The sequence below is a fragment of the Candidatus Competibacter denitrificans Run_A_D11 genome, assembly GCF_001051235.1.
Taxonomy (GTDB): Bacteria; Pseudomonadota; Gammaproteobacteria; order Competibacterales; family Competibacteraceae; genus Competibacter_A; species Competibacter_A denitrificans.
Window position 1 is genome coordinate 75,651 of record NZ_CBTJ020000002.1, and the last position, 26,493, is coordinate 102,143.

The following is a 26,493-nucleotide window of genomic DNA, read 5'->3' on the forward strand; positions in this document are numbered from 1 at the left end:
TGTGGTGCAGCGGGACGCGGACGCCCCGGCTTCGAGGGAAACGGTCACATTGGCGGCATTCTATCGGCTCACTTCCAACCCGCCCGATCCATCAATTGCACGGCGGCGGCGTTCAGTTCGCCCAATTTGGCCACGTTGAGGGTGTCGGCCTTGAACTCGCCCCAGGCTTTGAGAGTGGCGCTGGGCGGAATGGCCGGATTGACGGGGTATTCATTGTTGGTTTCAGCATACCAGCGTTGGGCGGCATCGCCTGCCATAAATTCCAGCAGCTTGATGGCATGATCACGATTGCGGGCGTGGGCGGTGATCCCGGCTCCGCTGACATTGACGTGAACACCGGTGGTTTTGGCGTCGGGCCAGAACACAGCGACCTTGGCGGCGGCTTGCTTTTCCGCATCATCGCTGGAATTGCTCATGCCGCCGAGGTAGTAGGTATTGGCCAAGGCCACATCGCATTCACCGGCAGCGACGGCCTTGATCTGATCGCGGTCACCGCCTTTGGGTGGGCGGGCAAAATTGGCGACCAGTCCCTTGACCCACGCCTCGGTTTTGGCCTCGCCGTGATGGCTGATCATCCCAGCGACCAGCGATTGATTGTAGATGCTGTCCGAAGAACGGACGCAGACTTTGCCCTTCCACTTCGCATCGGCCAAGGCGTCGTAGGTGGACAGATCCGCGGGTTGGACCCGATCTTTGGCGTAGATAATCGGTCGGGCACGTACCGACAGCCCATACCAGTAGCCTTCAGGATCGCGGTAGGCAGCGGGAATTTTTGCTGCCAGCGTTTCTGATTTGAGCGCTTGCAACACCCCGGCCTTTTTCGCGGCGGCCAGACGCCCAGCGTCGGTGGTGAGCATCAGATCGGCGGGTGTGTTGGCGCCTTCGCTTTGCAGCCGTTGCAGCAGCGTTTCTTCCTTATCCGTCACCAGGTTGACCGTGATGCCGGTCTGCTTGCTGAAATCATCCAGCAGCGGCTTGATCAGGTCTTCCTTGCGCGCTGAGTAGATATTCACTTCATCGGCTGCCAGCGCAAGTGTAGCAATCGCTCCAGAGAGCAGGCAAAACAGCGGTAACAAAACAGTGCGCTTGAATCGGGCAGACATCGAATGCTCCAGGGCTTTACAATTCACTCAAATGATATTCATTCTCATTTGACCTGTAAAGCAGTGTTCCAAAAATAATTTAACTGATAAAAATACTCAGAATATTGGTTTAGAAAAACACCCAACGTGATTCAGGGTTCTGATCTGGGCGGCTTGCTTACAGCAAGTTCTTCCTCGGATCAAACGCATCTCGCACCGCTTCACCGACAAACACCAGCAAGCTCAGCATCAGCGCCACCACCACAAACCCGGCAATACCCAGCCACGGCGCTTGCAGATTGTCCTTGCCCTGCCGCAACAGATCCCCCAAGGAAGCCGATCCCGGCGGCAACCCTAGCCCAAGAAAATCCAACGCGGTCAGGGCAACGATAGAGCCGGAGAGGATGAACGGCATGAAGGTCAGCGTCGCCACCATCGCATTTGGCAAGACATGCTTGAACATGATCCGGCCATCGGTCATGCCCAAGGCGCGAGCAGCCCGGACGTAATCGAAATTACGGGCACGCAGAAACTCCGCCCGCACCACCCCGACCAGAGAAGTCCAACTGAACAACATCAAGACCAGAAGCAGTGTCCAAAACCCTGGCGTTACGACGCTGGAGACGATGATCAGCACGAACAGTTGCGGCAAGCCACCCCAAATTTCGAGAAAGCGTTGCAACAGCAAATCCACCCGACCGCCGAAATAACCTTGCACCGCACCCGCCGCTACCCCGATGACTGAAGAGGTCAGCGTCAGCAACAAGCCAAACAGCACCGAAATCCGCAAGCCGTAAATCAAGCGCGCCAGTACATCCCGGCCCTGATCATCCGTACCGAACCAGTTTTCGGCCGACGGCGGCGCGGGTGCGGGAACCGGCAGGTTGTAATTCACGGTGGCATGGCTGAAACGAATCGGTGGCCACAGCATCCAGCCATTCTTCTGGATTAAATCTGCCAGGAAAGGATCACGATAATTGGCGGCGCTGGGGAAGAGGCCACCAAAATCGGTTTCTGCGTATTCCTTGAACACCGGCATATAAAATCCGCCTTGATACTTCACCAACAACGGCCGGTCGTTGGCGATAAATTCCGCACTCAAGCTCAACCCGAACAGCAATAAAAACAGCCACAGAGACCACCAGCCCCGGCGGTTGGCGCGAAACTGGGCGAAGCGGCGATGAGTCAATGGTGTGACGTGAATGCCCAATCGCTTTAGCATCGCTCAGCCCTCCCGCGCCGAAAAATCAATGCGCGGATCGACCCAGCGATAGGTCAGATCGCTGACCAGATTCAGCAGCAAGCCGATCAAGCTAAAGACGTACAGAGTGCCGAACATCACCGGATAATCGCGCTTGATCACCGCCTCAAAGCCCAGTAACCCAAGCCCGTCCAGCGAGAAAATGACTTCGATCAACAAGGAACCGGTAAACAACATCCCCACCAGGGTCGCCGGAAAGCCAGCGATGACCAACAACATCGCGTTGCGGAACACATGACCGTAGAGCACCTGCCGCTCGTTCAAGCCCTTGGCACGGGCGGTCATCACATATTGCTTATTGATTTCATCAAGAAACGAGTTTTTGGTCAGCATGGTCAGCGAGGCGAAACCGCCAATTACCATGGCGGTCACCGGCAAAGTGAGATGCCAAAAATAATCCACGATGCGCGCCGGCCAACTCAAATCCGCCCAGTTATCCGAGACCAGCCCGCGCAAGGGAAACCAGTCCAGATAACGGCCACCAGCGAAGACAATGACCAGCAGAATGGCGAATAGGAACGCGGGAATCGCGTAGCCGATGATGATCGCCGCGCTGCTCAAGACATCGAAACGCGAGCCATCGCGCACCGCCTTGGCAATGCCGAGCGGAATAGAAATCAGATAAATCAACAAGGTGCTCCACACGCCGAGCGAGATCGACACCGGCAATTTATCCAGCACCAAATCCAACACCGCCCGGTCACGGAAATAACTTTTACCGAGGTCGAAGCTGAGATAATCGCGGATCATCCGGCCAAAGCGCACATAGGCGGGTTGATCGAAGCCGAATTGGCGATTCAGCTCGGCGATGAAAGCCGGATCGAGACCTTGCGCGCCGCGATACGCACCATTGCCGCTGGCGTTCCCAGACCCTGCGCTGCTGCGTCCGGCTTCCACACCCTCGCCGCCGCCGACCCGCGATGTCGCGGAAACAGCAGTATCCTTGAGTTGAGCCAGCAATTGCTCCACCGGCCCGCCGGGTGCAATCTGGACGATGGCGAAGTTGATGGCGATGATGCCAAACAGGGTCAGCGGAATGAGCGCCAGGCGGCGCAAGATGTAGGCGTACATAAATAGCGATTAGGTGTGAGGTTTAATAAAACTACCGGATCATGCGTGTCAGGAGCAAGGGTAGTAGTATGAGCGGCTTTGAATCCATACAGACGAAACGGGAGCTTGGGACTGGATGAAGGCGGTGAGTTTGACACCCGAACGGATGACGGCCGACGAACGCCACGCAGCTTTCTGGCTGGCAGGCGTCTTTTCGCTGCGGATGCTGGGCTTGTTCATGATCCTGCCGGTGTTCGCGCTGTACGCCGAACACCTGCGCGGCAATACCCCGGCGCTGGCCGGTTTGGCCATCGGCATTTACGGCTTCAGTCAGGCGCTGTTTCAGATTCCGTTCGGCTTTCTGTCCGACCGTCACGGCCGCAAGCGCATCATCTACATTGGCTTGCTGGTTTTTGCTCTAGGCAGCGTGGTCGCGGCCCTGGCCGATTCGATCTGGGGAGTGATTCTCGGTCGTGCGCTCCAGGGGGGCGGTGCGGTGTCGGCGGCGGTGATGGCATTGGCCGCCGATCTGACCCGCGAAGAGCACCGGACCAAGGTGATGGCGGTAATCGGCGTCACTATCGGCCTGTCGTTCGCGGTTTCGATGATCCTGGGACCTGCCCTGAACGGCTGGATCGGCGTACCGGGTATTTTCTGGTTGACCGCTCTCTTTGCTGTCCTCAGCATGGGCGTGGTGCGCTTGCTGGTGCCTGAGCCGCCGGCTGCTCGTATCCATCATGATGCCGAACCGGTCGCCGCACAATTTGGCCGGGTGTTGTTCGACGGGCAACTACTGCGACTCAATTTCGGTATTTTTATCCTGCACTTATTGTTGACGGCGACCTTCGTCGCAATCCCGCTGGCATTGCGCGACGCGGGTCTTGCCAGCGCTCAGCATTGGGAGGTCTATCTGCCGGTGTTGTTGCTGTCGATGGCCATCATGGCACCGTTCGTGATCCTGGCCGAAAAATATCGCCGATTGAAAACCGTGTTTCTCGGAGCGGTGCTGGCGCTGGCGCTGGCCGAATTCGGTCTGCTGAACTTGCACGCCACAGTGTTAGAAATGGCGGCGCTTCTACTGGTGTTTTTCTCGGCCTTCAATCTCCTGGAAGCCACGCTGCCATCCCTGATCGCAAAGATGGCACCCGCCGACGCCAAGGGCACCGCCATGGGCATTTATTCCAGCAGCCAGTTTCTAGGTGCATTCGCCGGTGGGGCGCTGGGGGGTTGGCTGCGCGGTTTGCTCGGCCTGAAGGGAGTTTTCGCCTTCACGACCCTGGCTGCGTTGGCCTGGCTGGTTGTGGCTTGGACAATGGCGAATCCCCGCTATCTCAGCAGTTATACCCTTAAGGTTGGTGATCTGGATGACGCTCAGGCGCAGTTGCTGGCTCAGCAATTGAATAAAGTGCGGGGCGTCGCAGAAGCGGTGGTGGTCGCCACCGAGGGGGTGGCTTATCTTAAGGTGGATCGGAACATCCTGGATGAACCGGCCTTGCAACATCTGGTCGCCGCCAGTTAGCGATCAGCAAGCAGCCGGTCTACGTATCCCCGCCAATCTATGGCATGATGGCGGACCTTACCATCGCAGCAACGCCCTTGCGGAGCATAGAGTAAAGCGTCATGGCCAGTGTTAATAAAGTCATTCTGATCGGCAATCTGGGCAAGGACCCGGAAGTTCGTTATATGCCCAGTGGTCGGGCAGTCGCCAATGTTACCCTCGCCACCCATGAGACCTGGAAAGACAAGAATACCGGCGAGAAGCAGGAACGCACCGAATGGCACAATGTGACTTTCTACAGCCCACTGGCGGAAATCGCCGGTCAATATCTGCGTAAGGGTTCATCGGTGTTCGTCGAAGGGCGCTTGCAAACTCGCAAATGGCAAGACAAGAACGGCCAGGACCGCTACACCACCGAAATCATCGCCAGCGACATGAAAATGTTGGGCGGACGCGGTGGCTCCGGCGGTAGCGTACCGTTCGCGCCGGAAGGAGGCGAGATGGAATCCGCCATGCCGCCCGCCCGCGCTCCTCAAAGCCAAAATCCGCCTCCCTCCGCTTACCCACCGGCCGCATCCGGGCCAAGAACCGATAACGATTTCGAGGACGATATCCCGTTTTGAACCGACGCCAGGCTCATCGGCGCCTGGAGGAGGACGTTTTACAAGAAGCGGCTCAGCGATTCGCTGGTATGCGCCAGCAATCGCGCCAGCCAGGGCTTTTTCCCGGTGTAGGTAATTTCGTAGACATCGGCATCGTTGCTGGCCGCCAGCAGATAATCGTCGCTGGTGCGCAATTCATCCACTAATCGGGTTTCCAGCGCGCGAGTGCCAAACCAGTGCTCACCGGTCGCCGCCCGTTCTAAATCGACCGTTGGACGGTGGGTGCTGACGAATACCTTGAACAACTCGTGGGTATCCTCAATTTCCTCCTGAAACTTGCGTCGGCCCTGCTCGTTATTCTCGCCAAAGAGAGTGACCGTGCGCTTGAATTCCCCGGCGGTGAACTGCTCGAAATCGATATCGTGCTTTTTGAGCAGCCGGTTGAAGTTGGGCAACTGCGCGACCACGCCGATAGAACCGACGATGGCGAAGGGCGCGGCCAGAATGTGATCCGCCACACACGCCATCATGTAACCACCGCTAGCCGCTACTTTGTCCACCGCAACGGTGAGTTTGATCTGCCGATCCCGAATCCGCAGTAACTGGGCCGCTGCCAATCCGTAACCGTGAACCAGACCCCCGGCGCTTTCCAAGCGCAGCACCACTTCATCCTCTGGCTGGGCAGTAGTCAATAGTGCAGTGACTTCTTCACGCAGCGAGGTCACCGCCGCAGCCCGGATATCACCGTGGAAATTCAACACGAATACGCGGCGGCGCTCGGTCTTTTCGCGCTGCTTCTCGCGGGTTTTCTCGGCTTTCTGATACTGCTTGAAGGCTTTCTTCGACAAGGTGGCGCCCTTGAGGGTCAACGCCATAGTGTCGTAGGTTTCATTGAGATGGCGGACTTCCAGCCGCCCCCGGCTTTCTGCGGGACCATCACCGCGCCGCAGCAGCATAACGATACCACCGACAACGACCAGTATCGCAATCACTAACGTCGCTGTCTTGGCCAAAAACAGCCCGTATTCGCTTAAGAATTCCATCACGCCCCGCTCTTTAGAAGATCAGAAAGCTGCTTTTTACCATACCAGCCGTTCCAGGCCGATGCACGGCTGCAACTGGCTTCCATGCTCCACATCATCTGGCTCCCACGTTCCAGCGTGGGAGCCAGATAAAAACTGTAGAGGTTTCGTGGTGGCCCAATCGAATTACGTCAGACTTCAGATCCGTTCTTGTTTTCTGTTGGGTCTTCAATGGCTACTTGAAAGTAAGTTGCATACCCTCGGTCGCGCGTAATCAGGATCATGTTTTCAGTAGCTGCATGAGCACCGATGAGAAAACCGGCTAGCACCCGCGTTCGGCTGCCACCGCGTGCGCGATATTGACGAAAAGCCCGCCCCGCCAGGAAAGCCGCTGGCCACGGCAACGGATCGTGCCGAAACAAAGTTCCCGACAGCAACGTATCTAATTCCTCAAGGCTTTCCACAACCGCACTGACCTCGGCATAAATCACAGGGTTGATGACCAGAATTCCCTCATTTCCACAGCGGATCAGGCAATCTCTGGAAAGGCAACCGAAATGGGCATCCGCGCCGATAACGTCCAGCAGCACATTGGTATCGACCAGATAGGTTTTCATTCCCGCAGGAGAGCCAGAAGTTCGTCGGTGCTGCGATCAAAATGCTTGCGTCCATACAGGGCATGAATGGCTGCTGCTCTGGATGCAGGGCTGACAACCAATCGGAGGCCGTTTTCGTCTGGTACGAACTGCACTTCGGCGTTGGGTATCAGCCCGTACCGCTCGCGGAATTCCTGGGGGATTGTGATTTGTCCGCATTCATTGATTCTCATGTTGAAGTTCCATCGTTATGACGCCGTAAAATAGTAAATGTAGAGTTCACCGCGTGGGAATGCCGTTGAGCCGCTCCAGCGGCCCGCCTCAACTCAGGGAACTGACGACGCTGGAGCGTCTGAACTTGCTCCCACGCTAGAGCATGGGAGTCAGAAAAATCAGTTTCCTTCGGCTACCCAAACCATCGGTATAACCACCGCCTAGCGCCCCCCTGCCAGCAATGCTATAGTTTTCGCCCTGTTATTGTTTAATAATGCTTTATGATCCGCAAACTGTATATCAAGACCCACGGCTGCCAGATGAACGAATACGACTCCGCGAAAATGGCGGACGTGTTGCAGGCGGCCCACGGGGTGGAACGCACCGACGATCCGGCACAGGCCGACGTGCTGCTGCTCAACACCTGCTCGATCCGGGAAAAAGCCCAGGAGAAGGTATTTTCCCAACTGGGCGTCTGGAAGCTGCTGAAAGCGCAGCGGCCCGATCTGGTCATCGGCGTCGGCGGCTGTGTGGCCAGTCAGGAAGGCGAGGCGCTGCGTGAACGCGCCCCCCAGGTTGATCTGATCTTTGGCCCGCAAACCCTGCACCGCCTGCCGGAGATGCTGACGGCGGTCTGGGCCGAGCGGCGGCCGGTGGTGGATGTCTCCTTCCCGGAAATCGAAAAATTCGACCGGCTGCCGGAACCCCGCGCCGAAGGCCCTACCGCCTTTGTCTCGATCATGGAAGGGTGCAGCAAATACTGCACCTTCTGCGTAGTGCCCTATACCCGTGGCGAGGAAGTCAGCCGCCCGTTTGCAGATGTGCTGGCCGAAGTCGGCGCACTGGCCAAACAGGGCGTGCGCGAAATCAACCTGCTTGGCCAGAACGTCAACGCCTATCGCGGCCCGACTGAGGATGGCGATATCGCCGATCTGGCGCTGCTGATTGAACACGTCGCCGCCGTGCCCGGCATTGAGCGCATCCGCTACACCACCTCGCATCCGGTGGAATTTTCCGACCGGTTGGTTGAGGTTTACGCCCGCGTGCCGCAACTGGTCAGTTATCTGCATTTGCCGGTACAAAGCGGCTCCGACCGGATTCTGACACTGATGAAGCGCGGCCATACGGCGCTGGAATACAAGGCGAAGATTCGCAAACTGCGCAGCATTCGCCCCGATCTCAGCCTGTCCTCAGATTTCATCGTCGGCTTTCCCGGCGAGACCGAGCCGGATTTCGAGGCCACGATGCGCCTGATCGACGAGATCGGTTTCGATCACAGTTTCAGCTTCATCTACAGCGCCCGACCCGGCACGCCCGCCGCTAATCTGCCCGATCCCACCCCGCTGGCGGTCAAAAAGGAGCGGTTGGCCCGGTTGCAGGCGCGGATCGAGCAGAATGGCCACGCCATCAGCCAGCAGATGGTCGGCACCGTGCAACGGGTGCTGGTGGACAAGCTCTCGCGCAAGGACAGCCGCCAGCTCGCCGGCCGTACCGAAAATAACCGTGTAGTCAATTTCGACGGCCCGAAAAGCCTCATCGGTCAGTTCGCCGATGTGACCATCACCGAAGCCTTACCCAACTCTCTGCGCGGGCGGCTTGCGGTCGTCACGCTGAAACAAGCCTGTTGATGAGCCGATCCCCAGAAGTCCCTGCTGTTTCAAATACGCCCCCCTCCTTTCAGGACCTGCTGCTTGAACCTGCCGATAACGAACGGCTGGCCCGGCTGTGTGGTCAGCTTGATGAACATTTGCGCCAGATCGAACGGCGGCTGGGGGTGGAAATCAACAATCGCGGCCATCAGTTTCGGGTGGTCGGCGAAACCCAGGCGGTTACGGTCGCCGTGGCGGTGCTGGAAGCGCTCTATCGTGCTACCACAGAAGAACTCCTGACCCCGGCTCAGGTTCACCTGTATTTACAGGAAGCCGGAGCCGATGCACTGGCCGATGAGATCGACACAACCACCGATGAAATCGTCATCCGCACCCGGCGTGGCCTGATTCGCGGGCGTGGCCCCAATCAGCAGCATTATTTATGGAACATCCAACACCATGACCTGAATTTCGGGGTCGGCCCCGCAGGCACCGGCAAGACTTATCTGGCGGTGGCGTGTGCGGTTGATGCGCTGGAAGCCAATGCGGCCCGGCGGCTGGTGCTGGTACGCCCGGCGGTGGAAGCCGGTGAGCGACTGGGGTTTCTGCCCGGCGACATGGCCCAGAAAATCGACCCCTACCTGCGCCCGCTCTACGATGCCTTATACGAAATGCTGGGCTTCGAGCGCGTCGCCAAGCTGATTGAGCGCAACATCATTGAAGTCGCCCCGCTGGCGTTTATGCGCGGTAGAACGCTCAATGATTCCTTCATCATCTTGGATGAAGCGCAAAACACCACCGTCGAACAGATGAAAATGTTCCTGACCCGGATCGGCTTCGGCTCCACGGCGGTCGTGACGGGCGACATCACGCAAGTCGATCTGCCGCGCAACGTCCCATCCGGTTTGCGTCAAGTACTGCAAATCCTCAAGGATGTGGAAGGTATCAGCATCACGCTCTTTAATGCCCGCGATGTGGTGCGCCATCCGCTGGTGCAACGCATCGTCACCGCCTATGCCCGCTACGAACAGGATCACCCCACATGACTCTGGATTTGGATCTGCAAATCGCTCTGGACATGCCCGGTCTGCCTGCTGAGGCGGATTTGCACCGCTGGGCCGAAGCGGCGCTGGTCGGCGCCGATTACCAAAAAGACGCTGAGCTGACCATCCGCATCGTAAATGAAGCGGAAATTACCGCGCTCAATGAAAGCTATCGCCACAAGCAAGGCCCGACCAATGTCCTCTCCTTTCCCTTTGAGCCACCCCCGGAGATCGTAACCCCGCTGCTGGGCGATATCGTGATTTGTGCGCCGGTAGTGCTCCACGAGGCAATTAATCAAGGGAAAGCCGTCGCCGCTCACTGGGCGCATCTGGTCGCACATGGCGTTTTGCACCTGCTGGGCTATGATCATGACGAAGAGCAGGCCGAGGCAATGGAATCCCTTGAAGTCCGCATTCTGGAGGGATTGGGCTATCCCGATCCCTATGGAGAATTACAAAACCCATGAGCGAAGAACGATCCGAATCAAGCCATAAACCGTCATGGCTGGAGCGCCTGGGCCTCACCCTGACGGGCGAACCCAAGGATCGCGCTGATCTGATCGACTTGCTGCGGGATGCCCAACAGCGGGCCTTGCTGGACCCGGAAGCCCTGAAGATGATGGAAGGCGTCATGCGGGTTTCGGAAACCCAGGTGCGTGACGTGATGATCCCCAGGGCGCAGATGGTGGTGTTGGAAAGTGATTGGAGCTTCGAGCGCCTGATTGCTGAAATCGTTGAATCCGGCCACTCCCGGTTTCCGGTGATCGATGAGAGTAAGGACAACGTTATCGGGATTCTGATCGTCAAGGATCTGTTGATTCACGCCTTCGACCGCCGCGAAGATTTCGACCTGCGCACTCTGCTACGCCCGGTCAAATTCATTCCCGAAAGCAAGCGACTCAACATTTTGCTCAACGAGTTTCGCAGCAGTCGCTTTCACATGGCCATCGTGGTCGATGAATACGGTGGGGTGGCCGGGGTCATCACCATCGAAGATGTGCTGGAGGAAATCGTTGGGGAGATCGACGATGAGCACGATACCACCGATGGGGAAAACACCTTCATTCGCCGGCAAGGCGATGTATTTATCGTCAAGGCGTTAACCCCGGTCGAGGATTTCAACCACTATTTTCAAGCTGAACTCAGTGACGATAAAGCCGACACCATTGGTGGATTGCTGGTCATGGAGTTGGGTCGATTGCCCAAAAGCGGCGAAATAGTCGATTTAGGACCGTTCCATTTCCGCATATTACGCGCCGATAACCGGCGGGTTCATACACTGGAAATGACCCCACGAGACGGCAAGGAAACGCCAGTCTCCATCTCGACTTTGGCAAGCTGATTTTGGTGCTGTCTGCGCTCTCCTATCCGTGGAGAGGGCGTGATCTGCGGACGAAACCAGAGCCGAAGCGATCCGACGCCAACCTATCCCGCGCCCGCCGGATTTGCCTATCATCCCCCTGGCCACCATGCCCACGATACCCCACCCTTCCCCACTGATCGGCAATCTGTCGGCGTTGCTCGCCGGCGTGGCCATGCCGCTGGCGTTCGCGCCATTCGGCTACTGGCCCCTGGCGATTTTGCTACCTATCATCCTTTTGTGGGTCTGGGATGGCGCAACCCCTGGCCGCGCCGCGCTGCGGGGTGGGCTATTCGGCATGGGGATGTTCGGATTCGGGATCTATTGGATCTACATCAGCCTGCACGATTACGGTAACGCACCGGCCCCGTTTGCGGCGCTAGCCACCTCACTGGTCATCATCACGATGGCATTGTATCCAACCGTCGCCGGCTGGCTGCTCAATCGCTGGGGGCCGCCACCAGGCCCAGCGCGCTGGCTCCTGGTACTCCCCGCCCTGTGGAGCCTGCTGGAATGGGTTAGAAGCTGGTTATTCACCGGCTTTCCGTGGTTAGCGCTGGGTTACAGCCAGATCGATTCGCCTCTGGGGCAGCTTGCACCTTATGTCGGCGTGTTCGGTATCAACTGGGCGGTTCTTCTCAGCACTGGTCTGCTATGGACGGTACTGAACAGTGCTAACTGGCGAGCGCGCCTGGGTTGGGCGGGGTTACTGGTAGCCTTTTGGGTGGCTGCCTGGGGGCTGGGGATTATCCGCTGGACCGAACCCACCGGCCCTGCCCTGCGGGTTGCCATCGTCCAGGGCAATATTGGGCAAGAGATTAAGTGGCAGCCTGGCCAACTGGATGACACGCTGGAGCGTTATGTCAGCCTGAGCCTTTCGGAACATGGCCGTGCCGATGTGATCGTTTGGCCGGAAACCGCTATCCCTACGTTTTACGATGACGTCGTTCCCTTTTTAGACGCGCTGGGCGAAAAAGCCCGCCAGGATCACGTCGATTACGTGACAGGAATTCCAACCGGGTCATGGGAAAAGCTGATCTTTCACAACAGCGTGGTCAGCGTCGGGCAGACCACTCATTTCTACCACAAACGTCGCCTGTTGCCGTTTGGCGAATACTTGCCATTGCGCTGGTTTTTTCAGTTCTTCCGTGACTGGGTGACCATTCCGATGGCCGATTTTCTCCCCGGCGACCGCGTACAACCCTTGTTGCGCGCCGGAGGCCAACCCGTGGGCGTTTCGATCTGTTTTGAGGCGGTATTCGGCAGCGAAATCCGTCTGGCGCTCCCTGAAGCCACTTGGCTGATTAACGTCAGCAACGATGCCTGGTTCAAGGATTCCACCGCCCCCCATCAGCATTTGCAGATTGCCCAGATGCGTGCCTTGGAAGTAGGCCGTGAGATGGCTCGCGCTACCAATACCGGCGTTTCAGCGCTGATCGACGACCGTGGCCGGATCAAGGCGCGTGGCCCCCAATTTGAGGCCGTTGTCGTGCGGGGGGAGATACGCCCACACAGCGGTCAAACGCCTTATGCACAATTCGGTGATGCGCCGGTGTTGATCTTAATCACCCTGGCTCTGGTGATGGGGTTGCTGCTGGCAAGGCGCCCAGCCAAAATTGGGCCATGACTGAAAACTCCGTACCTCTGACGCCACTCTGGCGAGCGTGGCGCAACAACCCTGCGACCTGGCGGTTACGCTCACGCAGCGCCTCGCCCTTTAACTGGTTTCGGGTAACCTTCATAGCAGGCGTCTTGCTGGCTACAGTGTCCTGTGTGACCGAGCCACCGCGTAACGTGAACAACGCCTGCGCGATCTTTGCCGAATACCGCGACTGGTTCACCCACAGCAACGCCGCCAGCCGTCGCTGGAACGTGCCCCTACCGGTCCTGTTGGCCATCATGCACCAGGAATCAGCGTTCCGGGCCGATGCCAAACCTTCACGGCGGTGGTATTTAGGGTTTATCCCCGGCCCGCGCCCGTCTTCCGCCAGTGGCTACAGCCAGGCCTTGGACGGGACTTGGGAACGCTATCGGATAGCGACCGGCAATCGGGGCGCCGACCGCGACGAATTCGCTGATGCGGTCGATTTTATGGGCTGGTATATCGATCAAACCGCGCGCCAGAACCGGATTGCACGCCACGACGCTTATAACCAGTATCTCGCCTATCACGAAGGCCAAGATGGCTTTGCCAAAGGCAGCTATCGCAGTAAAACATGGCTGATGGAGCGCGCGCACCGAGTGCGCCAGCAGGCCGAACGCTATCGCAGCCAGTTAACCCGCTGTTACCCGCAAGCCGTTACCATCCTATAACCTGCTGGATATAAAACCAATTTTACCTGGTTCATATCTCAGAAGTCCAAAGCGAGCAGGCATAAAAAAACCGCCAGCGAATCCGGCTGGCGGTAAAGTACAGGATATTGAGCTTAAAACACGCTTCGCTGTAGAAACCAGCTCAAGCGGGACTTAGTAAACGCCAATCCGGCGGCGGGGTAAATCGGGACGATTTCCAACCTAATCAGGGTTTTTACCTAGCCACACATCAGAGGTCTTCGGCCAGGCGCATAAACGAAGTCCCCTGGCAGATCGGGCATGGACTGATCAGCGTGGGCGCGTAAAAAACCACCTGCTCACCGCAATTCTCACACCGCAAAGTACCTGGCCCAGTTACTTCACCGCTACGATAGGCCGCCTCTAGGACAGCCTCCGTCAGAGGTTGCTCGAAAGCCGATAGTTCCAAGCGGGATTGATCGACACCGTGTTCGAAAAACTCCAACAACCGATCTTCAATCAACTCCAGGTCGAAGCGCATCCACGCGCGCAAATCACGACCCGTAGCCACCACATACTGGCTGGCATCCTCCATATCGCGCTTGAGATAACCGCCGATCAGCCGGGCTTCCTCACGGGTCAGATCTCCTAAGATCACCGCTTTTTCCGCCGCGTGCTCGATACTGGCGCTCAAGCGCGGAAAAGCGGCCTTCTCAGCCTTTTCCAATTCGTCCAGATGAAGCTTGACCCGCTCCATCATCTTGCCGTACTGCCGGGCGAACCGATTGCCATACGTGGGTTCGGTCATATCGTGTGCTCCTCGGGTTTACAGTGGCTATTCTAACGGCGATGGTGGGAGACGGTTGCCCCGCTCACGCAAAAATTAGGTATTCTTAAGCGGTATTGGACAATTCGCCGAGATGCTCGGCGCTCCCCACAACCCGACAAGAGCAGCGCTCCGTGGTACCGTGGCCCTTTCAAATCCGGGATATACCTAACCTGATCACGAGCCTGCGGATTCTGCTCGTGCCGCCTTTTCTGTGGCTGCTGCTACAAGGCCGCTACGGGGCAGCGCTGTTGCTCTTTACGATAGCGGGCTTTTCCGACGCACTTGATGGCTTTCTGGCCAAGCGTTACGGCTGGACCAGTGATTTAGGGGGTATCCTCGACCCCATCGCCGACAAGCTATTACTGGTCGGTGCGATCCTCGTGCTGGGCTGGCTTGAGGTTCTGCCGCTTTGGCTGGTGGTGCTGGTGATCTTGCGCGATGCGATGATCGTCGCCGGCGCGGTCAGCTATCACCTGATGATTGAACGAATCCGGCCCCATCCCTTATTGATCAGCAAATTAAACACGCTGCTGCAACTGGTCCTTGTCTTTGTCGTCATCGCCCATCGCGGGCTGATGCCTCTGCCCGACTGGCTACCAACAGGGTTGCTCTACCTGACGGCAATAACCACCATCTGGAGCGGGCTGGCCTATGTATGGCGCTGGGGCCGGTCGGCGTGGCACACCGCGCAAGGTCTTTCCCCACCCACTGAGTGATCTTGAGTCCGCCTTCAGCTTTTCAAGAGTTCGCAGGAGATCCGGTAAGCTTCCGCCAAAGCGGTCATATACGCATCGTTGATTTGATTCATCTCCAATCCCAGCGTATCCAGCCCTTCCCAATCGCAACGCTCATAAGCCAGAGTGCAGGCCAAAATGCGCCCCAGCGGCCCCTCGTGGCGCAATAACGCCTCATTGATGTCTTCATCCAGAGGCAGTGTCGCCAAAACATTGGCCATCGGCGCCTGGGTCATGGCATCCAGTACCGAGAGCAATCCGACCGTATACCCGCTTTCCTTTTGCTTGATACCCATGGCGGCTGCCAGCAACTCGCACATCTTGGCCCGTTCCAACGCAATGGTGATTAAATCGCTGCGGTGATTATCGATGTTGGCCAGTGAGACCAAGGTCGCCCAAGCCCGGACATTGCGGGTACCCAACAGCACGATGGCCCGCTGGATTGAGTCGATGCGGTGGGGCAAATTGAAATAGGCCGAATTGATGTAACGGAGCAATTTGTAGCTCAACGACACATCCTGCCGGATCAACGCCTCAATAGCTTCCAGATCGATATCGGGCTGATAGAGCTTGCTGACCAATTGCAAGACCGAGAGCTGATTGGCGCGCACGCCATGAAACTTGAGCACCTTGGGCTGAGAGAAGTGATAGCCCTGGAAATAATCAAACCCCAGCGCTTGGCAAAACTCCTGAACTTCCTGCGTCTCAATGCGCTCTGCCATCAAAACAATTGAGCGTTGGCGCAACAGCTCCACCATGCGTTGTACCTCGTCTTGCGGAGTGACCAGCATATCGATTTTGACGTAATCGACGATGGTCAACAGCGCCTGATTCGCCTCATCGTCACGATAATCATCAAGCACGAAACGGTAGCCCCGCTCGTGCAACTGTTGCAACACTTCCAGTAGTTGCTGATCCACCACCAAGCTACCGGCCACTTCGAAAACCAGTTGTGGCGAGGCAAACATTTCCAGATAACCGCTGACCACAAAATCGCGTGCGACATTGATGAACGCTTTATGCGACCCAACGACCTGTTCGAGACCCAATTCACCGACGGTGTTAAGAACAACTTGCGAAGTCGCAATTTCGGCGTCGAGAAAATCGGCGGAGTCGGCATCGGCCGCCTGTCGATAAAACAGCTCGTAGCCCGCTATTTCTAAGTCACGATTGTAGATCGGCTGGCGGGCAAAATAGATTTCCGTCATGAACGTACCTCATCGGAACGGCGCTGATTGTGTGAATTGTAACGGAAAGTCGCTCACGACCAAGATCGCCAGCGGAATCACCCGGCTGAAGCCTGCGCAGCGAGCGCGATCAGGCTTGCGAGCGCCTCATAATGGCAAGGTCCGCACCGTTCAGTTAGCTTGAATAGTGTACTATGCGCTCACCCAATTTACGCAGCGCTTACCAAGTTTCACCCGAAAACTGCCCACGTCCAACCTTGAGGACAGCTCATGCTTCGCAAGTCCCGAACGCGCTTCTGGCTCATTGTCGGTGCGCTCTTTCTGGGTACGCTTTACCTGCTGGCGCCTGTACTGACACCGTTTCTATTTGCGGCACTGTTAGCCTATTTGGGAGATCCGCTGATCGACCGGCTGACAGCGCGTGGCATGTCCCGATCCTGGGCGGTGGCATTGGTATTCGGCGCCTTGCTGTTGGGTTTACTGCTGCTGTTATTGTTGCTGATTCCGCTATCAGCGCACCAGTTCAAGGGGCTGATGCAGCGCCTGCCCGGTTACATCGACTGGTTTCAATTGCACACCCTGCCTTGGTTGCAACACACGCTGGGCATTGACCCGGCGATGTTCGACTTGAGCCGCTTGCGTACCCAAATCATGGCCTACGCGCAGGAACTGGGGGACTTGGCGGGTGGACTGCTGCAATCGTTCCGGGCATCATCCGCCGCCCTGTTCAGTTGGCTGGCCAACCTGGTCCTGGTGCCGGTTGTGACATTTTATTTGCTGCGCGATTGGGACATTCTGGTCGCCAAAATCCACGGGTTGCTACCGCGACAAATCGAGCCGACGGTCGCGGCATTGGCACGGGAATCCGATGAGGTGATCGGCGCCTTTCTGCGCGGACAGCTCATCGTGATGAGCGCGCTCGGGGTTATTTATTCGATGGGGTTGGCTGCCATCGGCTTGGAATTCTCGTTGCTGATCGGTCTGTTGGCTGGGCTGGTTAGCTTCGTGCCCTACTTGGGTTTGATCGTCGGCATCGCTGTAGCGAGCACCGCAGCGGTTTTACAATCGCAGAGTTTTCTCAATATCATTCCCGTTTTGATCGTCTTTGGTGTTGGCCAATTGATCAGCGATTTCTTTCTGACACCCAAATTGGTCGGCGACCGCATCGGCCTGCATCCGGTGGTCGTTCTGTTTGCGGTGCTAGCGGGTGGGCATTTATTCGGCTTCTTCGGCATCCTGCTCGCCTTGCCAGCAGCGGCAGTGATTGCGGTCATCTTGCGTCACGCTCATGATGAGTACCTGCAAAGTACTTTCTACCAGCGCTAAAACCGCGTGACCTTTCGTGACGGTAACCGCCATCGAATCTACATGCTCCGTTTGATCTGGTGTCTCTTACTGCTTTGCGGATTACCGCTCAGTGCGTGCGGTTCACGAGCCTTTGAGGCGACCCCGTTCACTTTGCATTCCTCGATTGGCCCCGGTGATCGCCATCAGGGCGTTCGGCTACTGGGCGCCTTGCGGTTCAACCGCGCTGATATCGATGACTTGCCACTTTGTGGCTTATCCGGACTGGCTTGGGATGAAGATGCGGGCTTGTTGTACGCCCTTTCCGATCAAGGCACGTTATTTCATTTGCAGCCAACGTTCGATGAGCAAGGGTATCTGGTCGGCGCACGCTCGATAGCGGGATATGCCCTGCGTGATACCGCAGGCAAGCCGGTGCGCTATCTGTTCAGCGACTCTGAAGGTTTGGCGATCCGTAACGGTGCCAATCACATCATGGATGATACCGAGTTGCTCATCTCCTTCGAGATGAAACCGCGCATCGTCCGTTACAGCCCTACTGGCCAATGGCGGGGCGAAATACCGCTGCCGGACACGTTGCGAAACCCTTACAACTACCGTAACGGTAACGAGTCTTTGGAAGCGGTAACCATCGATCAGCGCTGGGGAATCATAACGGGTTCCGAAGTACCTTTGCGCAATGATCCACCGAAGAAATTGATCCGCATCTTCGCCACCGATGGCCGCTTTTGGCTGTATCCGCTGGGCCAGGCACCCGGCAGTGCCCTGGTCGCCATGGACGCATTACCAAATGGGGAATTGCTGACGCTGGAGCGCGCGTTTGTATCGCCTCTGCAACCCTTCTCCATTAGCCTGCGGCGCACTGTGTTGCCGAACCCACAAAAAACCGTACCCCTGTCGGTCAGCGACGTGGCCATTTTCAAAAGCGATCAAGGATGGCACTTGGATAATTTTGAAGGGCTGACCCGCTATCGAGGTGCTCGCTTCTTTATGGTCAGCGATGATAATTGCAGCCTTGTGCAAACAACCCTGCTGGTCTATTTCGAATTGCTGAATCAGACACCCTGACTGAGCACCCGATCAAGCACTATAAACTGCTGCAAAACCCAAAGCGGTTGACAAGGATACAGGCAGCATTCAATATGCTGCACTTAAAAAACCCAGTCTTGCCGCCGTTTTCCGGGTTAGAGCTTGACAGCATCGTAAGGATTTTTGCGCGGTTGCTTTTTGCCCATCGCAATCGCTACCCAACAATTGCCATTAAGCCGTTTGTCCGCGAAACACTGCGGTATCAAAATAATAAGCTATCCGGAGGTTACCCGATGGAAGAAGTCGTCATTGCCGCCGCCGCCCGAACCGCCATCGGCAATTTCATGGGTTCTCTGTCAACCATCCCAGCAAATACTCTAGGCGCCAAGGTCATTGAAGCGTTACTAGGCCAAACCGGGGTTAAGCCGGAACACATTGATGAAGTGATCCTGGGCCAAGTGCTCACCGCCGGTACGGGCCAGAATCCCGCGCGCACGGCTGCACTGAATGCCGGTTTGCCCATTGAGGTTCCCTGCCTAAACATCAACAAAGTCTGTGGCAGCGGGCTTAAAGCGGTTCATCTCGCCTATCAGTCCATCCGTGACGGTGATAACCGAATCGTCATTGCCGGTGGTCAGGAAAACATGAGCCTGTCGCCGCACCTGCTGATTCATTCGCGGCGCGGCACCACCATGGGTGATGCCCGGTTGGTAGACTCCATGCTCAGTGAAGGGCTGCATTGCGCCATCAATCACTACCACATGGGCATCACCGCCGAGAACATTGCCGCCCAATGGACTATTTCTCGTGAAGAGCAGGATGCTTTCGCAGCAGCTTCCCAGGAAAAAGCCGTGGCCGCCATTAACGCCGGCCGGTTCAAGAACGAAATCGTCCCGATCAAGATTCCGCAGCGCAAAGGCGATCCGCTGGTGTTCGACACCGACGAATTTCCCCGCGCTGGCACGACGGCCGCTGCGTTGGGCAAGTTGCGACCGGCGTTCAAGCAGGATGGTACGATCACCGCTGGCAATGCGTCCGGCATCAATGACGGCGCTGCCGCCGTGTTGGTCATGACGGCCAGCGCGGCGCGGGATTATGGCCTGGAGCCACTGGCACGCATCGTCGCCTATGCCAAGGCCGGCGTCGATCCGAAGATCATGGGTACCGGTCCGATCCCCGCTTCCCGCGCCTGTTTACGAAAAGCCGGCTGGAGCGCCGACCAACTGGATCTCGTGGAATCCAACGAAGCGTTCGCCGCACAGGCGATCTCCGTTAACCGCGAAATGGGCTGGGACGCCAGCAAAGTGAATGTCAACGGCGGCGCCATAGCACTGGGCCATCCGATCGGCGCTTCTGGCTGCCGCATCCTGGTTTCCTTGCTGCACGAAATGGTGCGCCGTGACGCCAAAAAGGGTCTTGCGACCCTGTGCATCGGCGGCGGCCAGGGCGTCGCCTTGGCTGTCGAACGCAGTTAGTTGATATCTAAACGATCATTGAGGAGGAATTTTAATGTCTCGAATTGCAGTCGTTACCGGCGCTATTGGTGGGTTGGGCACAGCGATGATCCAGGCTTTGGCTGCCGCCGGTCGGCGCCCCGTTGCAATCGATTACACGGGCCTGAAACCAGAAGCCGTTGACAAGTGGAAAGCCGACCGCAAAGCGGAAGGTATTGACGTACCGGTCTACTTAGCCGATGTCTCCAACTTTGAATCTTGCGCCGAAGTCTGTAAGAAAATCGAAGCAGAAGTCGGTGCCATCGAGATCTTGGTCAACAATGCCGGTATTACCCGTGACGCTATGTTCCATCGGATGACCCCAGAGCAATGGGATCAGGTCATCAAGACCAACCTGTACAGCGTCTTTAACATGTGTAAGCAAGTTTATGAAGGGATGACGTCGCGGGGTTGGGGTCGTATCGTCAATATCTCGTCAGTCAATGGCTTGCGTGGTCAGGCTGGCCAGACGAACTACTCCGCCACCAAATCCGGTATCTATGGATTCAACAAAGCGCTGGCGCAGGAATGCGTCAAGAAGGGTGTGACGGTCAACTCCATTTCCCCGGGTTACATGGGTACCGAAATGGTGCGGGCCATCAAGCCGGACGTGTTGGAGAAAGTCATTGCCGGTATCCCGGCCGGGCGTCTGGGTGAGCCTTCCGAAATTGCCCGTACCGTTGTGTTTCTAAGCGCTGATGATGCCGGTTACATCACCGGTGAAGACATCACAGTCAACGGCGGTCTTTACTACCACAGTTAATTACTAAACTTTGCGCCGCGACGTCGCCTAACCGGCGGCGTCGCCGTTTTTTTGCACTCGGTCTGTCATGAGCGAACCCCGCATTATCAAGAAATATCCCAATCGCCGCCTGTACGATACAGCGGTGAGCAGCTACATCACGCTTGAAAACGTCAAGCAACTGGTGTTGGATCGTGCCGTTTTTAATGTGATCGACGCCAGAACCAACACTGATATTACCCGGGGGATTTTGCTGCAAATCATCAGCGAACAAGAAGAGCAAGGCAACCCGATTTTTACTACGGAGGTTCTTGCGCACATCATCCGTTTCTACGGTGATACGCTGCAAGGAATGATGGGTAATTATCTGGAAAAAAGCTTGCAAGCCTTTGTCGATCAACAACATCTGTTCCGGGAACAGATGCGGACCCTCATCGGTAAAAACCCACTATCGATGATGACCGAGTTGGTGGAGCACAACCTCTCGTTGTGGAAAAGCGTCAACGACCGGCTGCAACAGTATGTTCCACCAGGGACCGGTGAAATCCCAATACTCTCCCCTTCAGCCACCTCATCCCAGAACGCTGAGCCTGGCACCGAGCCAACAAAACCCGGTAAAGAGCGATCCGGCAAAAAAACCAAAGGTTCATGAGGCACTGCCTCTAGCCCTCTTCGGTTCCAACCGCATGGAAAAAACCGGTTAACGTGATATCAGCCAAGCAGCAATGGCTGGGGGAATTTCACGTTGGGCGCGTGCGCTGACGTAAATCCCGATATGGCCACCCCGAAAGGAAAGCTCCGAATAATCTCGACTCCGACAGAGATCTTTCAAGACTTTAGAAGCCGCAGGTGGCACCAAATGATCTTGGGTGGCATAAACATTCAACACCGGCATGACGATAGCCGCTAAATCCACGCGGCGTTCACCGATGACCACTTCGCCTCTGATCAACTTATTCTGCTGGAAAAAATCCTTAGCAAATTGGCGGAACGCCGCACCCGCTTGATCGGGACTGTCGAAAATCCATTTTTCCATTCTGAGAAAATTTTTCAAGGCTGTCGCGTCATCAAGGATATCAACCAGATCGACGTATTTTTGGCCAGCCAAGCGGAAAGGACTCAGGGATAAGAATGCGAAATTCAAGAAGCTGCCCGGCACATTACCAAAACTATCAACCAGCAAATCGACATTGACATACCGGATCAGATGCGTCAGCAGATTATCCGGCGTGTGAAAATCAATCGGCGTAACCATCGTCACCAGGTTGCGGATTTTTTCTGGATAAAGCGAAGTAAAACACAGACTCAATGCCCCGCCCTGGCATACGCCCAGCAAATTGATCGTGTCTTGCTGGTTGCGCTCCCGCAGAAAATCGACGCAGTGACTGATATACCGGTGTATGTAATCTGCCAGCGTCAAATTGCGATCCCCGGCATCTGGATAACCCCAGTCGATCAAATAGACATCAATACCGGCCGCCAACAGGCCCCGGATCATCGACCGATCTTCCTGAATATCCATCATATAGGGCCGATTGACCAGGGCGTAAACGATCAACAGCGGAATGGGGTGCGGTTTAGCAACCTGCGGCTGGTAGCGGTATAAGACGAGCTTATCTTCTCGATACACCGGATCACGCGGCGAGACGCCGGCTTCAATCTCCCCGACGCGCCGCAGGGTTTGCATTCCCTCCGTCAAGCGAGCGCTATAGCCTTTCAGCTCTTCGCTGATCTGTTCCGGGGTTAGGCCGATCATGGGGTATTCTCTCTTTTCGGGGAACAAGCCAACAGGGAGTTAAACAGGCGACCGCTGAGTTCGGCATAGGCGGAGCCGCGCAGCATTTGCCCATAGGTTTTTTCGTTACAATCGACCCACAGGTTGTAAAGTTCTCGCAAGCTCCCGATCATCTGGCCCGTCGCCGCGCGTTCGCTGAGCTGTTTTTCCATCAAATCTAATGCGCCCTTGGCGGCATTGCGCAGCATGTCGAAATACTGATTCTGCACACCCCGATAGGCCTGCCAAGCGTCGCCTCCCCCATCGGCGGGCGCAACGAAGCCCAAGGAAGTCGCCGTCTGTTGCCACAAATCAAGGGTCTGATTCCACAGCCGGGCCAGTTCAGGATTGACGTTAGGGTCATCGGCAGATTGAAGGATAGCCGTTTTAAATTGCGCGAAATTCTCCCGCAGCATAGTGCCCCAATCAGCGCCCGTTGCGGCACTGCCCTGGAGTTGTTGGCCCATAGCAGCGATTTGCTCGCCAAAGGCCAAGTAGCCGCGCGCCTGATCAATGATAAATTGAGTATCAAGTGGCTTCGGGGAGTCAACGGTCTGGGTTTGATCGGCCATGGCAACAAGGATTCCGGTCGATAGTGGATATGAGCGTTAAAACCAGTATAGACGGCTCAGGTAGCACTTGCTCGCTGCCCGCAGCCGACGATTAGGCCATTAAGGCGTCACCGGTTTGGGCACCGGCAAATCCTGGGCGAGTGCTTCGGCGCGGAACTGCTTGAGCTTAGCCCGTAGCCCAGCCTCTTCATTCGGAGCGAGGCCACTCCCTCGCAACCCAAGTTCTAACTGTTCGATGGCCGGTAACAACTCGCCGTTCAGATAATGATACTCCGCCATGGTGGCGTGGGTCGCAGTTAGGTCGCCGGCCCGTTGCGCCGCTTGTGCGTAAGTAGCGTACAGTTGAGGCTCGTTGGGATGGCGGCTGAGATGCGGCCGTAACAGGCGCAATCCTTGTCTGGGATCGCCTTGAGCCGCCAGGGCACGGCCGTAATGCATCGCCAAAACGAAATCATCGGGATAAAGCGCGCGAGCCTCCTCAAACTGTCGCCAGCCCCGCTCTGGCTCACCCTTGGCCAAGGCAATCTCGGCTGTTTCCAGGCGAAAGGCTAGCCGGTCGGGATCACTTTTACGCAGGCGTTCGATTTGCTGCTGGGCCTCGTCATAACGGCCTGCTTGCCGCAAGGCTAAGGCATAGCCATAGCGCGTGGCGGTTTCATCCGCCGGATTACCTTTGGCCAGGGTCGTTTCAAATTCCCGGATCAAGGTTTGCGCGTCATCGGTGGCCAGCACACGCGCCCGCGCCTTGGCGAGTTCGTAAGCTTTCCGGCTACGCACCGCAGGCTTCTTGCCGGACGGTATTTCGAGTCGGTCCCGCGTATCAGCGATCCGGCTTTCCGGCCGTGGATGAGTTAACAGCATCTCCGGTAGCCGGTTTTCCGAACTCCCGGATAGGCGCTCCAGCTTGGCGAAAAAATCGCTCATCCCACGCGGATCAAAACCGGCCTTGGCCAACAAGCGCATACCCACCCGGTCGGCTTCTTGTTCGTTCGTGCGGGTAAAACTGATCTGATGCTGGGCGCTGGCCGCCATGGTGCTGACCAGCGCCGCCTGACCGCCTTGCTTGCTGGCAGCCGCCAGTGCGGCCGAAGCCAGCATCGCCGCCGCCAAGGGGAGCGCCATGCGCCGCATATCGGCGATAGCGCGCACAATATGCCGCTGCGACACATGGGCAATTTCATGAGCCAGCACACCGGCTAACTCGTCTTCTCGCTCCGTGGCCAGCAAAAGCCCGGCGTTGATGCCGATAAAATTATGGGGCAGCGCAAAGGCGTTGATACTGCCGCTGCGAACCAGAAAAAAGGTATAGGGTGTGCCGTTTTGATCGGCGTAGGTCACGATGCTTTGACCGATGGAAGCCAGATAGGCATTCAGTTGCACATCGTCGATCACCAGATCGCGTTCCCGCAACTTGCGCATGGTCTCCAAACCCAGGCGCTGCTCCTCGTTATTGCCCACATAGACCTGGGAAGGATCGCCGATATCCGGCAGCAGGATGGATTGAGCGACAGGCGCGCTGAGCGGGGTTACCGCGAGGGCAAAACTCAAGGCGAGAGCAAGGAAACGCTGGAACATAGGATAACCGTAACCTGATGGATGACATGGGCTTGGAACCTGCCAAGCGGGCGAGGTTCCGAAATTTGCGCCGCCCAGTCAAGCGTGCTTCAATGCAATGACTGACCGGCTTCCCCTATCCCCGCTATGATCGCCGTCACGACCGAACTCGACACGTCAGGACTCAATTGCCCCCTGCCGATCCTTAAAGCCAAGAAAGCCCTCGCTGGGCTTGTCGGTGGTCAGTTGTTGCGGGTCATCGCCACCGATCCCGAATCGGTCCGCGATTTCACGGTTTTCAGCCAGCAAATGGGCCATGCGCTACTGGAGTCGCGCGAAGAAAACGGGCGTTTTTATTTTCTCCTGCGCAAGCGCGCATCTTGAGCGTCGATCACTCGTTCTGAAGGCGCGCTGCGCTCAAACCAGCGCTTGTTCCAGATCGGCGATCAGGTCGGCCGGATCTTCCAGGCCAATCGATAAGCGCAGCAGCGAATCAGCGATACCCCGCCTCGCTCGTTCCTCGGCGGTCAGCCCGTGATGGGTGGTGGTACAGGGTTGCGTCACCAAGCTTTCTGCGCCACCAAGGCTCGGCGCCAGTGCAAACAGCCGGAGCCGATCCGCGACCTGGGTGGCATCCTCACCGGTACCGGCGATCTCAATAGTGAGCATCCCGCCAAATCCATCCATCTGCGCTTGCGCCAAGGCGTGACCGGGAAAATCGAGCAGTCCAGGATAATAGACGCGAGCGATCTTCGGGTGGCGAGCCATGGCCTCTGCGATGACTTGCGCGCTCGCATTCTGCTGGCGAACCCGCACCGCTAAGGTCCGCAGGCTCCGGGAAAGTAGCGCGGCAGTTTCGGGAGCGATGGTCGAACCCAGGTTCTTGCGCCAGTTCCAGACCGGCAGCACTAAGTCCTTGGCGCCCGCCAACACACCGGCGGTCAGATCGCTGTGGCCACCTAAATACTTGGTTGCGCTATGAATCACAAAGTCGGCGCCTAATTCCAGCGGTCGCTGGTTAACGGGTGAGGCGAAGGTGTTATCGACCGCTAGCCAAGCACCACGGGCATGGACCAATTGGGCAATGGCCCGAATATCGAACACTTCCAAAAGCGGGTTAGTCGGTGTTTCAAAAAACACCAACTTGGCGCCACCAGCCAACAAAGCATCCAGGCGCTCCAATTCAGCGCCGAGCAAAAAGTAGGTTGGAATACCCAGCAAAGGTAACTGGCTCGACAACAATTCCAGCGTGCCGCCGTAGGCATCACCAATACAAACGATCCCTTCGCGGCCGTGAGCCAAAAACAGAGCGGCCTCGGCTGCCATCCCCGAACCGAACGCCCAGGCCAATTCCGCGCTTTCCAAGCCAGCCAGCGTCTCTTCCAATGCGAACAGACTGGGATTCAGGCCATAGCGGGTATAAAGGCTCCCCGGTTTACGGCCATCCACCACATCAAGCAGGGCAGCAGTCGAGGGAAAGGCAAAGGTCGTGGTGTTATAGATCGGCAGATGAGGGCTACCGTGCGGATCTTGCAGCGTCGTGCCGTGAATAGCACGGGTATCAAGCGCGTGGCGTGGATCTGTGATCATCGTCTACTCCGAAAGCATCTATTGTTGTCATGGGAGTATAGAGCGTATGCGGCACAGCGGATCGTTAACGCGACGTGAGTACGCCGGCGTCCTCGCA

At 57.0% G+C, this 26,493-nt stretch carries 27 protein-coding genes; 15 read left to right on the plus strand and 12 right to left on the minus strand.

Annotated features, from left to right (window positions below):
* Nucleotides 1-68 precede the first annotated feature (68 nt).
* The 3 genes from BN873_RS01395 to BN873_RS01405 form a co-directional block, all read right to left on the minus strand.
* The gene (locus BN873_RS01395) at nucleotides 69-1,103 is read right to left on the minus strand and encodes a Fe(3+) ABC transporter substrate-binding protein (RefSeq protein WP_053085199.1); all 1,035 of its coding nucleotides are present in this window, start codon (nucleotides 1,101-1,103) and stop codon (nucleotides 69-71) included.
* Nucleotides 1,104-1,260: 157 nt separating this feature from the next.
* Nucleotides 1,261-2,304 (minus strand): ABC transporter permease, encoded by a 1,044-nt coding sequence (locus BN873_RS01400; RefSeq protein ID WP_048670180.1) that lies wholly within the window; start codon nucleotides 2,302-2,304, stop codon nucleotides 1,261-1,263.
* A 3-nt stretch (nucleotides 2,305-2,307) separates the two neighbouring features.
* Nucleotides 2,308-3,414: a microcin C ABC transporter permease YejB gene (locus BN873_RS01405; RefSeq protein ID WP_048670181.1), complete on the minus strand. Its 1,107-nt coding sequence runs from the start codon at nucleotides 3,412-3,414 to the stop codon at nucleotides 2,308-2,310.
* A 115-nt stretch (nucleotides 3,415-3,529) separates the two neighbouring features.
* Between BN873_RS01405 and BN873_RS01410 the strand changes: the two genes are divergently transcribed.
* Together BN873_RS01410 and ssb are read left to right on the plus strand one after the other, a co-directional pair.
* Nucleotides 3,530-4,912: an MFS transporter gene (locus BN873_RS01410; protein WP_082161026.1), complete on the plus strand. Its 1,383-nt coding sequence runs from the start codon at nucleotides 3,530-3,532 to the stop codon at nucleotides 4,910-4,912.
* Between the two features lie 101 nt (nucleotides 4,913-5,013).
* Nucleotides 5,014-5,514: a single-stranded DNA-binding protein gene (gene ssb, locus BN873_RS01415; protein WP_048670182.1), complete on the plus strand. Its 501-nt coding sequence runs from the start codon at nucleotides 5,014-5,016 to the stop codon at nucleotides 5,512-5,514.
* A gap of 38 nt (nucleotides 5,515-5,552) precedes the next feature.
* On the opposite strand, the gene sohB is transcribed toward ssb, so the two are convergent.
* The 3 genes from sohB to BN873_RS01430 all read right to left on the minus strand — a co-directional run bounded on the left by sohB (nucleotide 5,553) and on the right by BN873_RS01430 (nucleotide 7,344).
* Nucleotides 5,553-6,536 (minus strand): protease SohB, encoded by a 984-nt coding sequence (sohB, locus tag BN873_RS01420; RefSeq protein WP_048670183.1) that lies wholly within the window; start codon nucleotides 6,534-6,536, stop codon nucleotides 5,553-5,555.
* 170 nt (nucleotides 6,537-6,706) lie between these two features.
* Nucleotides 6,707-7,132, minus strand: coding sequence for a type II toxin-antitoxin system VapC family toxin (locus BN873_RS01425; protein ID WP_048670184.1), 426 nt, complete (start codon nucleotides 7,130-7,132; stop codon nucleotides 6,707-6,709).
* Complete coding sequence (locus tag BN873_RS01430; RefSeq protein ID WP_048670185.1) at nucleotides 7,129-7,344, minus strand: AbrB/MazE/SpoVT family DNA-binding domain-containing protein; 216 nt, start codon at nucleotides 7,342-7,344, stop codon at nucleotides 7,129-7,131. Before BN873_RS01430 ends, BN873_RS01425 begins: the two co-directional genes overlap by 4 nt.
* A 261-nt stretch (nucleotides 7,345-7,605) precedes the next feature.
* Between BN873_RS01430 and miaB the strand changes: the two genes are divergently transcribed.
* The 6 genes from miaB to BN873_RS01460 all read left to right on the plus strand — a co-directional run bounded on the left by miaB (nucleotide 7,606) and on the right by BN873_RS01460 (nucleotide 13,629).
* On the plus strand, nucleotides 7,606-8,952 hold the full coding sequence (miaB, locus tag BN873_RS01435) for a tRNA (N6-isopentenyl adenosine(37)-C2)-methylthiotransferase MiaB (RefSeq protein WP_048670186.1): 1,347 nt from the start codon (nucleotides 7,606-7,608) through the stop codon (nucleotides 8,950-8,952).
* A complete protein-coding gene (locus tag BN873_RS01440) occupies nucleotides 8,952-9,959 on the plus strand; it encodes a PhoH family protein (protein ID WP_048670187.1) in 1,008 nt (335 codons plus the stop codon). Before miaB ends, BN873_RS01440 begins: the two co-directional genes overlap by 1 nt.
* Nucleotides 9,956-10,423, plus strand: coding sequence for an rRNA maturation RNase YbeY (gene ybeY / locus BN873_RS01445; RefSeq protein ID WP_048670188.1), 468 nt, complete (start codon nucleotides 9,956-9,958; stop codon nucleotides 10,421-10,423). Before BN873_RS01440 ends, ybeY begins: the two co-directional genes overlap by 4 nt.
* Entirely contained in the window at nucleotides 10,420-11,298 is an 879-nt protein-coding gene (locus BN873_RS01450) for an HlyC/CorC family transporter (RefSeq protein ID WP_048670189.1), read from the plus strand. The genes ybeY and BN873_RS01450 overlap by 4 nt, the downstream gene beginning before the upstream one ends.
* 103 nt (nucleotides 11,299-11,401) lie before the next feature.
* The gene (lnt, locus tag BN873_RS01455) at nucleotides 11,402-12,943 is read left to right on the plus strand and encodes an apolipoprotein N-acyltransferase (RefSeq protein WP_139031620.1); all 1,542 of its coding nucleotides are present in this window, start codon (nucleotides 11,402-11,404) and stop codon (nucleotides 12,941-12,943) included.
* A complete protein-coding gene (locus BN873_RS01460; RefSeq protein WP_242434343.1) occupies nucleotides 12,940-13,629 on the plus strand; it encodes a transglycosylase SLT domain-containing protein in 690 nt (229 codons plus the stop codon). The genes lnt and BN873_RS01460 overlap by 4 nt, the downstream gene beginning before the upstream one ends.
* A gap of 229 nt (nucleotides 13,630-13,858) precedes the next feature.
* Here the strand turns inward: BN873_RS01460 and BN873_RS01465 are convergent, their stop codons facing one another.
* Nucleotides 13,859-14,395 carry a zinc ribbon-containing protein gene (locus tag BN873_RS01465; protein ID WP_048670191.1) on the minus strand — a complete coding sequence of 179 codons (537 nt, stop codon included), beginning with the start codon at nucleotides 14,393-14,395 and terminating at the stop codon, nucleotides 13,859-13,861.
* Nucleotides 14,396-14,547: 152 nt separating this feature from the next.
* On the opposite strand from BN873_RS01465, the gene BN873_RS01470 reads away from it, so the two are divergent.
* The gene (locus BN873_RS01470; protein ID WP_048670192.1) at nucleotides 14,548-15,132 is read left to right on the plus strand and encodes a CDP-alcohol phosphatidyltransferase family protein; all 585 of its coding nucleotides are present in this window, start codon (nucleotides 14,548-14,550) and stop codon (nucleotides 15,130-15,132) included.
* Nucleotides 15,133-15,146: 14 nt separating this feature from the next.
* Here BN873_RS01470 and BN873_RS01475 read toward each other — a convergent pair whose 3' ends face one another.
* Entirely contained in the window at nucleotides 15,147-16,358 is a 1,212-nt protein-coding gene (locus BN873_RS01475; RefSeq protein ID WP_048670193.1) for an EAL and HDOD domain-containing protein, read from the minus strand.
* Nucleotides 16,359-16,607: 249 nt separating this feature from the next.
* Here BN873_RS01475 and BN873_RS01480 point away from each other — a divergent pair, with 249 nt between their 5' ends.
* The 5 genes from BN873_RS01480 to phaR all read left to right on the plus strand — a co-directional run bounded on the left by BN873_RS01480 (nucleotide 16,608) and on the right by phaR (nucleotide 21,558).
* Nucleotides 16,608-17,663, plus strand: a complete 1,056-nt coding sequence (locus BN873_RS01480) for an AI-2E family transporter (protein ID WP_048670194.1) — start codon at nucleotides 16,608-16,610, stop codon at nucleotides 17,661-17,663.
* Between the two features lie 42 nt (nucleotides 17,664-17,705).
* Nucleotides 17,706-18,710, plus strand: coding sequence for an esterase-like activity of phytase family protein (locus BN873_RS01485; protein WP_139031621.1), 1,005 nt, complete (start codon nucleotides 17,706-17,708; stop codon nucleotides 18,708-18,710).
* A gap of 254 nt (nucleotides 18,711-18,964) precedes the next feature.
* Nucleotides 18,965-20,146 (plus strand): acetyl-CoA C-acetyltransferase, encoded by a 1,182-nt coding sequence (locus BN873_RS01490; protein ID WP_048670217.1) that lies wholly within the window; start codon nucleotides 18,965-18,967, stop codon nucleotides 20,144-20,146.
* A gap of 34 nt (nucleotides 20,147-20,180) precedes the next feature.
* Nucleotides 20,181-20,927, plus strand: coding sequence for an acetoacetyl-CoA reductase (phbB, locus tag BN873_RS01495; protein ID WP_048670196.1), 747 nt, complete (start codon nucleotides 20,181-20,183; stop codon nucleotides 20,925-20,927).
* A gap of 67 nt (nucleotides 20,928-20,994) precedes the next feature.
* A complete protein-coding gene (gene phaR / locus BN873_RS01500) occupies nucleotides 20,995-21,558 on the plus strand; it encodes a polyhydroxyalkanoate synthesis repressor PhaR (RefSeq protein WP_048670197.1) in 564 nt (187 codons plus the stop codon).
* Nucleotides 21,559-21,606: 48 nt separating this feature from the next.
* Here phaR and BN873_RS01505 read toward each other — a convergent pair whose 3' ends face one another.
* The 3 genes from BN873_RS01505 to BN873_RS01515 all read right to left on the minus strand — a co-directional run bounded on the left by BN873_RS01505 (nucleotide 21,607) and on the right by BN873_RS01515 (nucleotide 24,827).
* Nucleotides 21,607-22,662, minus strand: coding sequence for a class III poly(R)-hydroxyalkanoic acid synthase subunit PhaC (locus tag BN873_RS01505; RefSeq protein ID WP_048670198.1), 1,056 nt, complete (start codon nucleotides 22,660-22,662; stop codon nucleotides 21,607-21,609).
* Nucleotides 22,659-23,252 (minus strand): poly(R)-hydroxyalkanoic acid synthase subunit PhaE, encoded by a 594-nt coding sequence (locus tag BN873_RS01510; protein ID WP_048670199.1) that lies wholly within the window; start codon nucleotides 23,250-23,252, stop codon nucleotides 22,659-22,661. The genes BN873_RS01505 and BN873_RS01510 overlap by 4 nt, the downstream gene beginning before the upstream one ends.
* Before the next feature lie 99 nt (nucleotides 23,253-23,351).
* Complete coding sequence (locus BN873_RS01515) at nucleotides 23,352-24,827, minus strand: beta-barrel assembly-enhancing protease (RefSeq protein ID WP_048670200.1); 1,476 nt, start codon at nucleotides 24,825-24,827, stop codon at nucleotides 23,352-23,354.
* A 126-nt stretch (nucleotides 24,828-24,953) separates the two neighbouring features.
* On the opposite strand from BN873_RS01515, the gene BN873_RS01520 reads away from it, so the two are divergent.
* Nucleotides 24,954-25,190, plus strand: coding sequence for a sulfurtransferase TusA family protein (locus BN873_RS01520; RefSeq protein WP_048670201.1), 237 nt, complete (start codon nucleotides 24,954-24,956; stop codon nucleotides 25,188-25,190).
* Nucleotides 25,191-25,223: 33 nt separating this feature from the next.
* On the opposite strand, the gene BN873_RS01525 is transcribed toward BN873_RS01520, so the two are convergent.
* On the minus strand, nucleotides 25,224-26,396 hold the full coding sequence (locus tag BN873_RS01525; protein ID WP_048670202.1) for a trans-sulfuration enzyme family protein: 1,173 nt from the start codon (nucleotides 26,394-26,396) through the stop codon (nucleotides 25,224-25,226).
* Nucleotides 26,397-26,493 lie beyond the last annotated feature (97 nt).

Bases quoted from the DNA above. Each gene is read 5' to 3' on its own strand.
- BN873_RS01510 (WP_048670199.1), bottom strand. From the start codon at position 23,252: ATGGCCGATCAAACCCAGACCGTTGACTCCCCGAAGCCACTTGATACT.
- BN873_RS01405 (WP_048670181.1), bottom strand. From the start codon at position 3,414: ATGTACGCCTACATCTTGCGCCGCCTGGCGCTCATTCCGCTGACCCTG.
- BN873_RS01465 (WP_048670191.1), bottom strand. From the start codon at position 14,395: ATGACCGAACCCACGTATGGCAATCGGTTCGCCCGGCAGTACGGCAAG.
- BN873_RS01515 (WP_048670200.1), bottom strand. From the start codon at position 24,827: ATGTTCCAGCGTTTCCTTGCTCTCGCCTTGAGTTTTGCCCTCGCGGTA.
- BN873_RS01400 (WP_048670180.1), bottom strand. From the start codon at position 2,304: ATGCTAAAGCGATTGGGCATTCACGTCACACCATTGACTCATCGCCGC.
- BN873_RS01440 (WP_048670187.1), top strand. From the start codon at position 8,952: ATGAGCCGATCCCCAGAAGTCCCTGCTGTTTCAAATACGCCCCCCTCC.
- phaR (WP_048670197.1), top strand. From the start codon at position 20,995: ATGAGCGAACCCCGCATTATCAAGAAATATCCCAATCGCCGCCTGTAC.
- ssb (WP_048670182.1), top strand. From the start codon at position 5,014: ATGGCCAGTGTTAATAAAGTCATTCTGATCGGCAATCTGGGCAAGGAC.
- BN873_RS01490 (WP_048670217.1), top strand. From the start codon at position 18,965: ATGGAAGAAGTCGTCATTGCCGCCGCCGCCCGAACCGCCATCGGCAAT.
- BN873_RS01480 (WP_048670194.1), top strand. From the start codon at position 16,608: ATGCTTCGCAAGTCCCGAACGCGCTTCTGGCTCATTGTCGGTGCGCTC.
- sohB (WP_048670183.1), bottom strand. From the start codon at position 6,536: ATGGAATTCTTAAGCGAATACGGGCTGTTTTTGGCCAAGACAGCGACG.
- phbB (WP_048670196.1), top strand. From the start codon at position 20,181: ATGTCTCGAATTGCAGTCGTTACCGGCGCTATTGGTGGGTTGGGCACA.
- BN873_RS01520 (WP_048670201.1), top strand. From the start codon at position 24,954: ATGATCGCCGTCACGACCGAACTCGACACGTCAGGACTCAATTGCCCC.
- BN873_RS01460 (WP_242434343.1), top strand. From the start codon at position 12,940: ATGACTGAAAACTCCGTACCTCTGACGCCACTCTGGCGAGCGTGGCGC.
- BN873_RS01475 (WP_048670193.1), bottom strand. From the start codon at position 16,358: ATGACGGAAATCTATTTTGCCCGCCAGCCGATCTACAATCGTGACTTA.
- BN873_RS01450 (WP_048670189.1), top strand. From the start codon at position 10,420: ATGAGCGAAGAACGATCCGAATCAAGCCATAAACCGTCATGGCTGGAG.
- BN873_RS01430 (WP_048670185.1), bottom strand. From the start codon at position 7,344: ATGAGAATCAATGAATGCGGACAAATCACAATCCCCCAGGAATTCCGC.
- ybeY (WP_048670188.1), top strand. From the start codon at position 9,956: ATGACTCTGGATTTGGATCTGCAAATCGCTCTGGACATGCCCGGTCTG.
- BN873_RS01485 (WP_139031621.1), top strand. From the start codon at position 17,706: ATGCTCCGTTTGATCTGGTGTCTCTTACTGCTTTGCGGATTACCGCTC.
- BN873_RS01425 (WP_048670184.1), bottom strand. From the start codon at position 7,132: ATGAAAACCTATCTGGTCGATACCAATGTGCTGCTGGACGTTATCGGC.
- BN873_RS01395 (WP_053085199.1), bottom strand. From the start codon at position 1,103: ATGTCTGCCCGATTCAAGCGCACTGTTTTGTTACCGCTGTTTTGCCTG.
- BN873_RS01525 (WP_048670202.1), bottom strand. From the start codon at position 26,396: ATGATCACAGATCCACGCCACGCGCTTGATACCCGTGCTATTCACGGC.
- miaB (WP_048670186.1), top strand. From the start codon at position 7,606: ATGATCCGCAAACTGTATATCAAGACCCACGGCTGCCAGATGAACGAA.
- BN873_RS01410 (WP_082161026.1), top strand. From the start codon at position 3,530: ATGAAGGCGGTGAGTTTGACACCCGAACGGATGACGGCCGACGAACGC.
- BN873_RS01505 (WP_048670198.1), bottom strand. From the start codon at position 22,662: ATGATCGGCCTAACCCCGGAACAGATCAGCGAAGAGCTGAAAGGCTAT.